The 13469-nt window shown below is 58.3% G+C and carries 13 protein-coding genes; 3 read left to right on the top strand and 10 right to left on the bottom strand.

The genetic code is table 11. From position 1 onward, the window contains the following. Positions 1-53: 53 nt before the first annotated feature. From ACIQWP_RS21865 to ACIQWP_RS21835, 7 genes are all read right to left on the bottom strand, one after another. Positions 54-1454, bottom strand: a complete 1401-nt coding sequence (locus ACIQWP_RS21865) for an aminotransferase (protein WP_402792024.1) — start codon at positions 1452-1454, stop codon at positions 54-56. 192 nt (positions 1455-1646) lie between these two features. Then, positions 1647-1889: a hypothetical protein gene (locus ACIQWP_RS21860; protein ID WP_402792021.1), complete on the bottom strand. Its 243-nt coding sequence runs from the start codon at positions 1887-1889 to the stop codon at positions 1647-1649. Between the two features lie 135 nt (positions 1890-2024). After that, positions 2025-2873 carry a fumarylacetoacetate hydrolase family protein gene (locus ACIQWP_RS21855; RefSeq protein WP_402792018.1) on the bottom strand — a complete coding sequence of 283 codons (849 nt, stop codon included), beginning with the start codon at positions 2871-2873 and terminating at the stop codon, positions 2025-2027. Positions 2874-2916: 43 nt separating this feature from the next. Beyond that, a complete protein-coding gene (locus tag ACIQWP_RS21850) occupies positions 2917-4227 on the bottom strand; it encodes an MFS transporter (protein WP_402792015.1) in 1311 nt (436 codons plus the stop codon). Between the two features lie 48 nt (positions 4228-4275). After that, entirely contained in the window at positions 4276-5853 is a 1578-nt protein-coding gene (locus tag ACIQWP_RS21845; RefSeq protein ID WP_402792012.1) for a bifunctional 3-(3-hydroxy-phenyl)propionate/3-hydroxycinnamic acid hydroxylase, read from the bottom strand. A 32-nt stretch (positions 5854-5885) separates the two neighbouring features. Continuing rightward, positions 5886-6779, bottom strand: a complete 894-nt coding sequence (locus tag ACIQWP_RS21840; RefSeq protein ID WP_402792010.1) for a VOC family protein — start codon at positions 6777-6779, stop codon at positions 5886-5888. Positions 6780-6783: 4 nt separating this feature from the next. Next, positions 6784-7836: an amidohydrolase family protein gene (locus tag ACIQWP_RS21835; protein WP_402792007.1), complete on the bottom strand. Its 1053-nt coding sequence runs from the start codon at positions 7834-7836 to the stop codon at positions 6784-6786. Positions 7837-7959: 123 nt separating this feature from the next. On the opposite strand from ACIQWP_RS21835, the gene ACIQWP_RS21830 reads away from it, so the two are divergent. Next, positions 7960-8685: a GntR family transcriptional regulator gene (locus ACIQWP_RS21830; protein WP_402792004.1), complete on the top strand. Its 726-nt coding sequence runs from the start codon at positions 7960-7962 to the stop codon at positions 8683-8685. Positions 8686-9009: 324 nt separating this feature from the next. Here the strand turns inward: ACIQWP_RS21830 and ACIQWP_RS21825 are convergent, their stop codons facing one another. Both ACIQWP_RS21825 and ACIQWP_RS21820 read right to left on the bottom strand, forming a co-directional pair. Then, entirely contained in the window at positions 9010-10068 is a 1059-nt protein-coding gene (locus ACIQWP_RS21825) for a GSU2403 family nucleotidyltransferase fold protein (RefSeq protein ID WP_402792101.1), read from the bottom strand. Positions 10069-10393: 325 nt separating this feature from the next. Continuing rightward, the gene (locus tag ACIQWP_RS21820) at positions 10394-11089 is read right to left on the bottom strand and encodes an IS6 family transposase (protein WP_402792098.1); all 696 of its coding nucleotides are present in this window, start codon (positions 11087-11089) and stop codon (positions 10394-10396) included. A gap of 73 nt (positions 11090-11162) precedes the next feature. Here ACIQWP_RS21820 and ACIQWP_RS21815 point away from each other — a divergent pair, with 73 nt between their 5' ends. Continuing rightward, entirely contained in the window at positions 11163-11780 is a 618-nt protein-coding gene (locus ACIQWP_RS21815; RefSeq protein ID WP_402792001.1) for an outer membrane protein, read from the top strand. 253 nt (positions 11781-12033) lie between these two features. Here the strand turns inward: ACIQWP_RS21815 and ACIQWP_RS21810 are convergent, their stop codons facing one another. After that, positions 12034-12507: an Lrp/AsnC family transcriptional regulator gene (locus tag ACIQWP_RS21810; RefSeq protein ID WP_402791998.1), complete on the bottom strand. Its 474-nt coding sequence runs from the start codon at positions 12505-12507 to the stop codon at positions 12034-12036. Positions 12508-12678: 171 nt separating this feature from the next. Between ACIQWP_RS21810 and ACIQWP_RS21805 the strand changes: the two genes are divergently transcribed. Beyond that, positions 12679-13458, top strand: coding sequence for an ABC transporter ATP-binding protein (locus ACIQWP_RS21805; RefSeq protein WP_402791995.1), 780 nt, complete (start codon positions 12679-12681; stop codon positions 13456-13458). Positions 13459-13469: the final 11 nt, after the last annotated feature.

Below are 13469 nucleotides of genomic sequence, written 5' to 3'. Positions count from 1 at the left end.
GCTTGCCTCTCGTCTAGCCATCCCCTCTGCTTAAAAGGGAGGCAGCCAACGGGTCATGCCGGCCGCCAAAGCCCCTCGTCGATCAGGTCGCGTGCCGTCGCTTCAATCCCTTTGCGAAGCGCATCGGTCATCATGTCGATTTGCGCGCGGCTAATGGTGAGCGGCGGCGACATGACGCACATGTTGATGAGGGGCCGGACGAGAAGCCCATTCTCCTGGCAATGAAAGTCGATCCGCTTACCAACAGTCAGATCGAGATCGAGAGGATTTTCGGCTTTGGCGTCGGCAACACATTCGATGCCCGCCATAAGGCCAGCGCCGCGGACCTCGCCTACGAGCGGAAGTTCCTCCAGTGTTCGCAACTGCTCCTGAAAATAGGGGCCGATTTCACGCGCATGCTCGAGGAGGCCGTCTTCCAGTAGTTCGATATTGCGGATTGCGACCGCGCAGCCGATGGGGTGGCTGGAATAGGTCAGACCATGCACGAAATTGGCGTTAGGATGGTTTGAGCGGCGAAGTTCGGTGAACAAACGCTCCGACACCATGACGCCACCCAGGGGAAAATATCCTGAGGTGACACCCTTTGCGAAGGTTATCATATCCGGCCGGATCCCGAACGCATCCTCCGACGCAAAAATATGGCCGAGCCGTCCGAACGCTGTTACAACCTCGTCCGCAATAAAGAGGATGTCATTCTCTGCGCAGAGTGCACGTATGCGGCTGAGATAGCTCGGCGGCGACATCAAGACCCCGCCGCTTGCCTGAATCGGTTCGGCAACAAAGGCGGCGATCCGGTCAGCACTCTCGTGCTCAATGAGCGAGCGAAATTCATCGACGAGGAAATCTTCAAAGGCTTCCACTGACAGGTTGGCAGGCCGATGGAAAGGGTTAGGGCAGGTCAGCTTTCTCACGAGATCGCTTGCGCCATCCATCCAGTCGTGATCCCGGGGGCGGCCGTTCAGCGATGCGGTTAGGTAGGTCGAGCCATGGTAGCTTCCTTGGCGGGATACCAGCAACTTCTTTTGCGGCAGACCACGTACATTGTTGTAGAACTGCACGAGCCGTATCGCAGTTTCGACCGCGGACGAACCGCCTGTTGTAAGAAACACATGATTGAGATCGCCTGGCGCCCGCGCCGCGAGCATCTGCGCAAGCTTCTCCGCTGGCGCATTACTTGTATACCATGGCGTCGAGTAGGTCAGTGACATCGCCTGGTCGTGCATTGCGTCCGCCAGGGCCTGGTTGCGATGCCCGACGTTGATGCACCACATGCCTGCGGGTCCGTCGATCAATTTTCTCCCGCTCTGGTCAAAGACGAAGATATCTTCAGAAGACTTGATGAGCTCGCGAGCTTCGGCACCGATAGTCCCCGCTGTCGGGGCGGCTTGAATCAGATGAAAACGCTCGGTACGGGGAGCATCGGTCTCCGGTTGCGAAAGTGCTGGTTCAACCATAGCAAATCTCCACGTCCTTAATGCCAAGATATGTCACAATCGAGCATTAAACACGGTGTCGCTCTAGCCACCGCGCACGGCGAGGTTGCCTAAATAATGAACATTATCCTTGTGGTTCACGCAGAAATGACGTGCCCCCGTTAAATTAGGCCATTCGAACCTGGAATTTTCCACTTCATCACCCCAAGAACATCACGCGGCGCGTGCGGCAGCGGCGTCGCCTCCGCCCATCCCGAGATCGGCCGCTCGCTCGGCAGCCGGGAGGCGCCAGTTCTCATAAGGATCAAGTTTGCCATTGCGATTGAGATCCTTGAAGGAAAGCCCGTCAATGGTCAGCGTCTTGGCGATGCGAGCCGAAAGCGCGGGTTGCTCCTGCGACAAAGCTGTTGAAGCGAGCAGCGATCCGATCGCGCATAAGGCAATGAACTGTTTCATGGCATCCCTCCCGAAAGAATTTCAATCGATCCCGGCAAATTGAAGGGGCGCAGACCGCGCCACTTCCCATGCTTCCGCGGAACCAGTCGGCCAGCCGATCCCCATCCGCTGACAATCAAAACTGGTAAGTAGAAACTAACGCAATTCGTCGACGATGGGATTGCTGAGAACGCCGAGCCTGTCGACTTCCACTTCCACGACATCTCCCGGCTTCATCCACAGCGGCGGCTGCCGCTTGGCGCCGACCCCGCCTGGTGTGCCGCTGACAATGACGTCGCCCGGCTCCAACCGCGTGAAGCTGGAGCAATATTCGATCTGCCGTGCAATATCGAAAATCATCTGGCCGAAGGTCGCGTCCTGCACGACCGTCCCATTGAGACGCGTCTGAATGCGAAGATCGGGCAGCGGACCAAGTTCGTCCGGCGTCATCATCCAAGGCCCGAAAGCACCGGTGTCGGGAAAGTTCTTGCCCGGTGTGAACTGATGCGTATGACGCTGGAAATCACGCAAGCTACCGTCATTGTAGCAGGCATAGCCGGCAACATATCCCAGGGCCTCATCGCGGGCGATGTAACGACCCGATTTGCCGATGATGATCGCCAGTTCGCCTTCGAAATCAAGTTCCGTCGAGACCCTCGGACGCACGATCGGGGCGAGATGGCCCGTCTGGCTATTGGCATAGCGGGCAAAGATCGTCGGATTTTCCACCTCCGCACGCCCCGTTTCCTTGCGATGCATTTCATAGTTCAGCCCAACGCAGAGGATCTTGTCGGGATTGGGAACGACCGGCAGCCATTCGACTTCACTTAGCGGCGTGGCGGCAGCGGAACCGGCGGCCTCGGCAACGCCGGCAAAACCGGCTGCTACAGCCGATTTGAGATCGGCATAGCGCGACGCGAGAACCGCCCCGGCATCGAGGAAGCGATCGTCCTCGATGACGCCCCAGGTCGTGCGTCCGGCGATCTTGACGGTGGACAGTCTCATGGTTCTTGCTCCTTTTGGGGGTCGGACTGAGCGGCGGGCGCGTTCACACCCGCTGCATATGATCGGTGAAGCGCGTCAACTTGCCGAAGCGCTCGATGGTGCGATCCGGGAAGATCAGCGCGAAGGCGGAAATTGCGCCGATGATGAGGATTGCGGCCGTGAACAGCATGGCATTTGCATAGCCGGCCGCGACATGATCGGGTCCGGCAGCCTGCACGATCATGCCGGTGATGGTGTTGGATGCGAGTGCGGACACCGCATTTGCCGAATAGATCACGACGATCAGCCGGCCGCGCTGGACCGCCGGCGCGACGCTACCGAGCGTGATCGGGCCGTATATCGTAGTCAGACTTGGAGCAGCAAAAGCGATCGCGATCAGCGCCAGTTGTAATGGACCGCTAACATGAACCGAGGTGATCAACGCCAATCCACTGACGAGAAGCGCATAGCCAGAAGCGCTACCGAGGGAAGCGCGTTTGCTGGCGCCCTTCTGAAGCATGCGCTGCGCGATCCACGAACCGATCAGCAACAACGGCGACTGAAAGATATAGACGGCCGAAATAATCGAGCCGGTTTCGGTCTGCGAATAGCCAAGGCCCTGCTGCAGGAAGGGCGGCAGCCACGTGGCCGACATGCCGACGATCCAGTAAGACATGGTCGACATGATGATGACACCGATCACGGTGGGGTCGAGCCAGAGCTTGCGGGCTGGGATCGGGGTCTCTCCCACTACGGCGCGAGCCTTTTCATTTTCCGCGACGGCATGCGGCCCTTCGCCGCCGATGAGCAGCCAGGCGATGATCCAGGCAACGCCGATCAGCCCGCAGAACAGAAAGCCCGAACGCCAGCCGTAATTGACGATGACATAGGTCAGGATCGGTCCGCCGGCGAGCAGGCCGACGCTGATGCCCTGCAGCACGACGGCACTCGGCACGCTGCGCTTTTGCGGGCTGAACCAGTTATGGCAGGCATGCAACGCCGTCGGCAGCCCAGGTCCCTCACCGAGGCCGAGCAGGATGCGGCAGGCGACCAGAACCGTCACCGAGCTGGTAAAGTAGATCGGGATCTGCGCGATCGACCAGATCGCCGCGAGAATGACGAGGATCCATTTGACCGGCACGCGGCCGATGACGAACAGGCCGACGAGAACGCCCGAAATGGAGAACAAAAGAAAGAAACTGCTGCCGATCAGGCCGAATTGCTGTGGCGAAATGCCGAGGTCCTTCATGATCGACACGGCCGACAGGCCGAAGACGAGCTTGTCGAAGAAGTTCAGCGTCTGGAACAGGAAAAGCAGGATAAGGACGGCAAAAGGTCGCCATTTGCTGACGGTATCGATGGTTGGTTCAGACATATGTTCCTCCCAGAACTTCAAAGAAAACTGCAATTGCCGACACGGGACTCATGTAAGGCGAGCGCGCAGGTCCGCAATCTGCTGGCGAAGCGCCTCAACGTTGCGGGCAGCACCAAAAACGTAATGATCAGGGCGCACGAGCGCTGCGACCGCGCCGTGTCGGTCGAACCAGGCCGAGAGCACGCCATCCTTTTCGCGGAGCGAGGCCGGATCGGCTGCATTATCGCCTTGAGGCACAACTGCCTTCACCACGATCCCGTCAATCTCTTCGGCCAGCGCTTCTCCCTCGGCCATCCTGATCCGGCGGCCGTCGAGCACAAGCCGCCATTCCGGTCCAGTAAAGGCATCCATCAAGCGGGGAACGGGGTCTTCGACGATTGCCGGCTGCGGGAACAACAATCCTCGCGCTGGCGTGCCTTCTTCGGCGATCAGCCCATCCTCGATGGGCGGAACGATTTCCTGCCGGGTCATGGTAAGAGGCCGACCGCCGCCCTCAGCAAGTATGCGGGCATCACGCGCCGCGGCGGCTTCCGGATCGCGTTCGCAGATCGTCTGGCCAATCGCCTTGATCTTGCCGGTCAGCGTCTGCACATGCCGCTTGCGTTCCACCGTGTAGGTATTCAGCAGCGCTTCGGAAGACTGCCCCTTTAGGATGCGGTCGAGCCGCCAGACGAGATTGGAAACGTCGCGCAGGCCTTGGCACATGCCCTGTCCGATAAAGGGCGGCTGCTGATGCGCGGCATCGCCGGCAATCATGACCCTCCCCCGCCGCCATTCGTCGGCAACGAGCGCATGAAAGCGGTAGGCGGCGGCCCGCCACAGCTCGCCGTCTTCCGGCATCAGCCAGGGCGACAGCAGCCGCCAGACATTGTCGGGCTTTTCCATCTCGCGTGGGTCCTCGCCCGGCAGAAGCATGATTTCCCAGCGGCGGTGATTCTTGGGCCCCATGATGTAGCTGGTCGGACGCGCCGGATTGCAGAACTGGGCCGAAGTCTGCGGCAGCTTGCCCAGCGCGGTTTCATGTACCTGTACATCGACTACGAGCCACGGCTCGTCGAAGACGAGATCCTCGAGCTTCATTCCCGACAGTTCACGCACACGGCTCCACGCCCCGTCGCAGCCGATCACATATTTCGCTGCGATCCTCTGGCTCTTGTCGGACGAATCCCGCAGCGTCGCGACCACTTCATTCCCCTGAGGATCGAGATCGACCATTTCCGTGCCAAGTTCTATCTTCACGCAGTCGAAGCTCTCGGCATGCCGTCTCAGCACGGCCTCGACCGGAGGCTGGGTAAACACCATGCTCGGGGTGTAGCCGAGCGGATACGGTTCCGGCACCATGTCGATACGACGGATGAGCTGCCCCTCTGCGCCGAAGTGCTGGGAGGCGGTGAACGGCGCGATATGGGGAAGCACCTCGTCGGCAATGCCCATATTGTCGAAATGGCGCAGGATTTCGTGGTCGAGCGCGATAGCGCGCGGCTTGTCATAGATACCGGTCAACCGATCGACGACGAGCGTGGAATGGCCTCGCGTGCCGAGCATGCCGGCGGCCACGGCTCCAGCCGGGCCGAAGCCGACCACCAGCACGTCATAAGAGTTCGAAATATCGTTATCGTTCGTCACAGGCATGCCTCTGCAAATGTCTATTGGGCGCATCAGGCGCCGGAAAAGCCGATGGAAATCTGTGCCGTCTTGCAGGCGTCACTTTTGGGAGGCGCAATGCCCCAATGATCTGTCCGGCCGGGCGGCCAGACCCATTCCTCAGGTCCTCGGAAGCGATAGGAGTCGTCCACCTGCAGAACTTCGGCGGTATATTCGATCACTACGCCTTGCGGGTCGACGAAATAGGCAAAGACGTTGTCGCCCGGTCCATGCCGTCCCACACCCCAGCCGATCGGATAGCCGTGATCGACGACGCGGCCAGAACCTCGCATGACGGATTCGAGGTCGGGCATCAGGAAGGCGACATGGTTCAGCCCATTGACCCGTGCTTCGGCCAGCACGACCGCATGATGGTCGTCGTTGCAGCGCAGGAAAGCCATAGGCTTCGACCGGTCCGTCAGGCGGAAGCCGAGGACGTTACGATAGAAGTCCGAAAGCGCCTCGATATCAGCGCTGTTGATGTTGACATGCGCCAGACGTTCCGGCCGGGTGGGAACCACGCGGCCATGCTTGCGGCGGTCGCCGTGTACGAATTCCAGCACAGCGCCTTGCGGCTCGCGGATGACGAAACGCTCGCCGTCGGCCGGACCATCGGCCGGTCCGATGTCGCGCAGGACAATACAGCCTGCGGCAACCATCTTTGCGAAAAGCGACGCCAGCGCTTCAGCCGAACCGACGCGAAAACTGATCTTGCGCAATTCCGAACGGTTGCTTTGCTTTAGCTCCAACACATGAAAATCAGCACCCGTTGCCGCCAGGAAAACCTTACCCTCCACTTCGGCGACGACATCCAAGCTCCAGACGCGGGTATAAAAGTCGACAGACGACGCGAGATCGGGCGTACCCAGTTCGACGCTGCGCAAAGCGATGACAGGAAATTCAGTCATAGGATCAAACCTCATCCAAACCCAGGAAAGCGCGCGCATTCGCAAATGTCAGGCGCTCGCACAAACTCGCATCCGCAAACGCTTCCTCGACGCAAGCGACAGGCTCTTTCTCGCGGAAATTGAAGGGATAGTCGGTGCCGATCATTATGCGCTCCTCGCCGAAGACGGTGACAAGGCGGCGCAGCATGTCCGCATCGAAAACCAACGAATCCACATAGAGACGCCGCGCCTGCGCGGCAGGGCTCTCATGCATGATTTCGTTGATAGCCGGGAAGGTCGAATAGCCCCGCTCCAGCCGCGGCAGCAGCGAGGCAAACGTGCCGCCACCGTGGCTGAAGGCGATCCGCGGTTTCGGGAATTTCTGAAGCAACCCGCCGGTGATCACGGATGCTGCCGCCAATCCGACATCGGTCGGATAGCCGAGCACCTGCTGAAGCGGCGCTGGCCCAACGAGACGGTCCATGCCAATCGGCCGCACGGCGTGCACGAAGACAGCTGCATTCAGCTTCTCCGCCTCCGCAAAAAAGGGATGGAAACGAGGATCACCGATCGGCACGCCATTGATATTGCTGCCAATCTCGACGCCACGAAAACCGAGTTCGCCGACGAGGCGATGCAACTCGGAAATCGCAAGATCAATATCCTGAAGAGGAAGGCCACCGAGCCCAACGAAACGACACCCGCCCTGCCCGATCATCACGGCGATCGCATCGTTGACGTATCGGACAAGGTCGTGGGCCGCAGTCTTTTCGATCCAATAGCCGAAGAGCTCAGGCATGGGAGACAGAGCCTGGATGCGGATACCGGTCCTGTCCATCTCCTCCAGCCGCCTTTCGGCCACCCAGCAGGCATCGCTGACCGTGCGATAAGACTTGTCGTCGATAACGACCGTTGCGTGACAAGCACCCGCGGCAACCATCGAGGGCCAGCCGCGGATGGGAGCATTCCCTGTCGCAAGCGGAAAGCGTGCGGGCACCACGTGACAGTGGATATCAATGCCGCAACAAGCGCAGCCGTTCGCAAAGGCGCCTGACGCTGGCTTTTCCGTTCCGCTCATTGAGCCCTCCCTCGTTAAGAGCTGTGATAATGTACAAACTTTTCCACGTAAAGATAAAATTTATAAATTTTGCGTTGCCGCTTCCTCATGTATATAAAAGCGATTTGCAAGCCAGAGAGCACCATGAACGTCAACCTGCTGAAGAAAGGGGCTGAAAGCCCCGCGACATTGGCAACCAGCATCTATGAGCGGCTGAAGGCCGACATTCTCTCGACGCGCCTGGAGCCTGGCCGAAAGCTTCAGCTGCGCTTCCTGATCGAGTATTACGATGCCGGCCAGACTCCGTTGCGCGAGGCGCTGAACCGATTGACGACAGAAGATCTCGTCATCGGAAAGGAACAGCGCGGCTTCTTCGTCAAACCCATCAGTCTGGACGAATTGTACGAGCTGACGAAAACACGTTGCTGGGTGGAGACGCTGGCCCTGCGGGAATCCATGACGAACGCAACTCCCGACTGGGAAGAGGCGCTTTTGGTCGCCCATCACCGGCTGGAGCGCACGCCGCGTTCGCTTAATGCGGAACAGTTCGAGGACAATCCGGAATGGGAAAGGCTTCATCGCGCTTTCCATGCGTTGCTGATTGGAGGCTGTGGATCAAAACCGTTGATAGGCTTTTGCGAGCAGCTTGCCGATCGGCTCTACCGCTATCGAGCGCTTTCGATCCGCAAAGCCTTTCGCGTGCGCAAGGTCAATGACGAACATGCAGCCATCCTGAAAGCCGTGCTCGATCGAGATACCGCAGAAGCCGAACGTCTGCTGCAACTTCATTATGAGAAAACGGCCGACATCATCCGAGCTGATCTCGACGCGACAAATAACGGCACTACCGCTACACAATCAGAAGCCTGAGGCGGAATGGAAGTGTTTGATATTAATGCCCTCCCCGAGAACCACGACGCCGTTCAGCTGTTTAATGCTCTTGAACGGATATGAACCATTACTTCTTATAAGGTCACAACGCCCTGTTGATTTCATTTACTTTTCGCCTAGGCCTGATGTCCTGCAGCAGCACTGGTCGCTTTCTTCTGAAGGACAGCCAGCGTTGGCCGCCAAGATTTCGAACCAAGACTGGAAAGCGGAATGAAGAGCTGAGTCAGAGAAAGGTTAGGCCGAGCGCAACCTGATACGAATGAGCGTTGCCATAGGGCCCGCCTTTTCGAGCAGGCCTAACCTTTATCTCTTGAGAATACCAACCATTCGATCGATAGCGCCCCAATATTCCTTGTGCATGGTTTCGGCTGCTTCCGAGATTGCCAGCTTCCAAGCAGGCCCGCGATCCCATGCCTCTTCCAGAGCGTCAGCCAGTGATGGTCCATGGCCCGTGACCGGCAGCGCGTCGAATAGTATTCCTGCTTGTCTAAGGTCTTTATCCCGTTTGGCCTGGCCGCCGGCGTCATTCTGGCGGCGACCGGCAATGATAAGCTTGTGCACCGCGTACCTGCAAGGATCAGGGATAACAACTGAGATACCGGCACCATGTAGCAAGATCGAACGAACGGGATCGCGGATCAAGAAATCCATGAATCTCAGCGGTTCGGCTGACGCGCCGCCGAGAGCGGGCATGTTGGCGGGTTTGTCCGAATATTCTTCGGCCCCCCTGTTTGTCGTCATGAACTCGACCCTGTAACCGGTTTGATTCCGGAAAGCATGAGATCGAGAGCTGCCGCTGATATGCGGCACTGGGCGGAATGTTGGATCAAGCCCTTTTAGGAGATCGAGGATCGGCGGCAGCGAATCCGCCACCTCCGCGGAGATCGCGAAATCCTGGGCTAGGTCTGCATCACCTGTTAGGATCGCCGCCGAAGGCAGACGGATGCCGAGATATGCCGAGTAGCATTGAAACGCGACAGTGCCGATGAGAACACCGCGTAGCCGGAAGAGACCGGCCTTGGCAAGCGCCTGTACGATATCGCCGGTAAAGCGATCAGCGGCAATCAGACCGGCTTCGCGCGTTAGCGTGGAAACGTACTTGCGGCGAGCCTTATAGTCTGACTTCTCACCCTTGAAGGTTTCGACCCGTTCCGAAATCAAGGGGTCGTCGGCAGGCCCGACATACCGGCGCTTCTGCCCACCCTCACCGTCGGGTTGGTCGAAATACCAGTAACGCCGACCATCAACTGCCACCGGCACGAATCTACCCGATGGGGGGAAGTCTTCCGCCCAATCATCATCAAATGCCCGTTGCTGGAGTTCCGCGACCATGGTGCGAAACATGAAGTCAATCTGCTTAATCACGGCGGCCTCTATATCTTTTTCACAAATCTAGTATAATTACGACCAGCAAGCAAGCTCGGCGACTTTTCCCCAGCGGACTCTGCCCGCCTCCGCTACTCCAATACAAGGCACCACCCACCGTGATCCTCCTTATACTAATTTCTCGAGCATAGTATAGCGCCGCTGTCGAGATGCTCGCCTTGAAAGGGATCAGAATCGACGACCCTCAATAAAAAAGTCGCTGGGCCCACGAAATCAGGAGATTGAGGAGCGGCTTTTGCCCTCGACAAGGCGATGTCACGTTGTCTGACTATGAACGCGCTGGGGGCCTTCGACGCTGTTGTCAGCTTATTGCGGTCACGGCTTTCCACTCCGCCATGGCCCGCAGGCGGTGAATATGCGTTGCGAGAGCGGAGCGTTTCGAGTGAGGTGGAACGAAGAGATTTCGCAGAGCCGAGAAGATCGAGACGAAACGCTGCAGGCTTCCTGGCGATCGGAATCCTTGCATCACCCGCTCTCGTTTTCGCAGCGGCACATGGGAATTCTCAGCGCGGTTGTTCAATCCTTTGTGTGACCGATGTTCGACGTCCGGCATCACCTGACGCTTGGCCGCTCCATACGAGCGCAGCTTGTCGGTGATTATTCGCTTCGGTGCGGCGCCCTGTTTCTTCAGTAAGCGTGTTAGCAATCGCCTGGCCGCCTTGGCGTTGCGGCGGTTGTGAACGATCTCATCGAGCACATATCCGTCCTGATCGACAGCGCGCCATAGCCAGTATTTTCGGCCAGCAATGGTGATAACGACTTCGTCCAGGTGCCAGATGTCATCGCGGCTAGGCTGTTTGCGGCGCAACCGGCGAGCATAATCGGCCCCAAACTTCTTGCCCCAGCGGCGGATCGTTTCGTAGGAGACCACGATGCCGCGCTCCATCAGCATTTCCTCGACTAGGCGCAGGCTCAACGGGAACCGGTAATAGAGCCAGACCGCATGCGCGATGATCTGCGGTGGGAAACGATGGCGCTTGTAGCTGATGGCAGACATTGTCATGCTGCCGTCCCTACGCTGCAAATGCTGATGCGGGGTTTACGTGACAACACCACCATGAGGAATGACTATGCGGATCAGACTGTTAGCGCTGGCGGCCCTTGCCCTTTCATCCACGGCGCCGGCCTTCGCGGCCGACCTGACCTATCAGGAGCCGGCACCGCCTGCCGTTGACCAAGTGCCCTCCTCCTTTAGCTGGTCCGGATTTTATCTCGGCGCTCAGGGCGGCTACTCCTGGAACCAGGGCAGCTATCTCGGATCGAACGAGAACATCGACAGCGGGGCGGCCGGCATCCACGCAGGCTATAATTTCCAGTCCGGAAACATCGTCTACGGCATCGAGAATGACTTCAATTACAACTTCGACAACAAGAAAGAGGCGAACCTCGAATGGGACGCTTCCGGGCGGGCCCGCATCGGCTATGCGCTCGACCGCACGCTCGTTTTCGCAACAGCCGGTGTAGCGGCCGCCGGCGGCAAGGTAAATGTCGCAGGCGTCGGAAAGAAGGACGATATCCTGATCGGCTGGACCGCCGGCGGTGGTCTTGAACACGCCATTACCGACAATATCACGGTTCGTGGTGAATACCGCTACTCGGATTTCGGCAAAAAGGATTTCGGGTCGAACATCGGCGACTTCAGCGCCACACAGAACAAAGTGCTACTGGGTGCAAGCTACAAGTTCTGATTGCCGAAGCGATCTCATAAGTCCAGCGACCTTCAAATCGAACCTGGATGAGGCGTGAATCATAGGCAAGGCCCGTTTCAGCAAAAGAGCAAGGACGCGGTTCGAACTCTTGAGCACGTGTGCGGCAGGCCGACTGTCCTGCCGCACCGAAAGCGTAATTTTGATCTAAAAATAGGCGGCTCTGCGTGCAGAGATACAAGGCAAGTCAATGCAAGCATCACCTCGATGAACGAGACGGCGCTCGTTAGTCGGCCTAACTACCATTGGCCAGCGGGACAAATAGACCAAGCTTGACGTCGCGCAAGACCACATTCGTATGCATGCGCCGGATCTGTGGATTCTCTGCCATAATGACGGCGGCGAGATCGTCATAGTGCTCGACATCCCGCGCAGTGACGATGGCGATGAGGTCGACGGCGCCCGTGACATAATAGACCTGCTGGATATGATCCTGCTTTTCCGCCCAAAGGCGAAACTTGGCAAGTGCATCGTAGTTGTCGCGCTCGATCTCCATGCCGACGATGAACACCATCGGCGTCCCGGTCGCCTTGCGGTCGACGACCGCAATTTCCGCCTTGATGATGCCGTCCTCGCGCAACCTTTTCAGGCGCCGCTGCACGGCGGAGGTCGAAAGGCCGACCTCCTCGGCGATGGCTTCGGCAGTGAGTTGGCAATTGCGTTGGACGATGTCGAGAATATCGCGATCAAACCGATCCAGATTTTCCATTCCCACTCCTCTGGCCGCCTATGAAATCAAATGACGACATCTCTATTCTATCATAAAAGATGCACAAGAAATACATTTTTGCATTTTTTGTGCAAAATGATCTAAAATTGCGCGCAAATTCCGCCCTTCTTCGCGATATTCTCCGCAAATTGTTTTTCATCGGAATTCTATATGACAGCGCTGTCCTCCCAGGCGCTTTGCGTGGAAGATCTTCACAAGAGCTTTGGGTCACATCAGGTCCTCAAGGGCGTTTCAACCTCCGCCAATCAGGGGGACGTGATTTCCATCATCGGCTCCTCCGGTTCCGGAAAAAGCACGTTTCTGCGATGCATAAACCTGCTTGAGATGCCCGATCGCGGCCGCATCATCGTCAACGGCGAGGAAGTCGCGCTGAAGCAGGGGCGCCACAGACAGATGCAGCCGAAAAGCTGGCGGCAGATCGAGCGGATGCGCAGCGGGCTCGGCATGGTTTTCCAGAGCTTCAATCTCTGGGCTCACATGACCGTTCTCGAAAACATCATCGAGGCCCCGGTGCATGTCCTGGGTGTGCCCCGTCGCGAGGCGATCGAAAAGGCTGAGGCTCTTCTCAACAAAGTCGGGCTTTACGACAAGCGCGGTGCCCATCCGGCCTTCCTCTCCGGTGGCCAGCAGCAGAGGGCAGCGATCGCGCGAGCGCTTTGCATCGATCCGGCGGTGATGCTCTTCGACGAGCCGACATCGGCACTCGATCCCGAACTGGTCGGCGAAGTCCTCAAAGTCATCCGCGACCTCGCCGAGGAGGGCCGGACCATGCTGTTGGTCACGCACGAGATGCGCTTTGCCCGCGATGTCTCGAACCACGTCCTCTTCCTGCATCAGGGACGGATCGAGGAGGAAGGCCCGCCCCGGCAGATCTTCGACGCTCCGATCAGCTCTCGCTGTCGGGAGTTTACCGGCATGCTGACGTCCTGATCCCCATCCCA

It is taken from the genome of Rhizobium sp. NPDC090279, assembly GCF_044769665.1.
In the GTDB taxonomy this organism is placed as follows: Bacteria; Pseudomonadota; Alphaproteobacteria; order Rhizobiales; family Rhizobiaceae; genus Rhizobium.
Note: the sequence above shows the minus strand (reverse complement) of the source record. Positions and strands in the feature narration are given on the sequence as shown.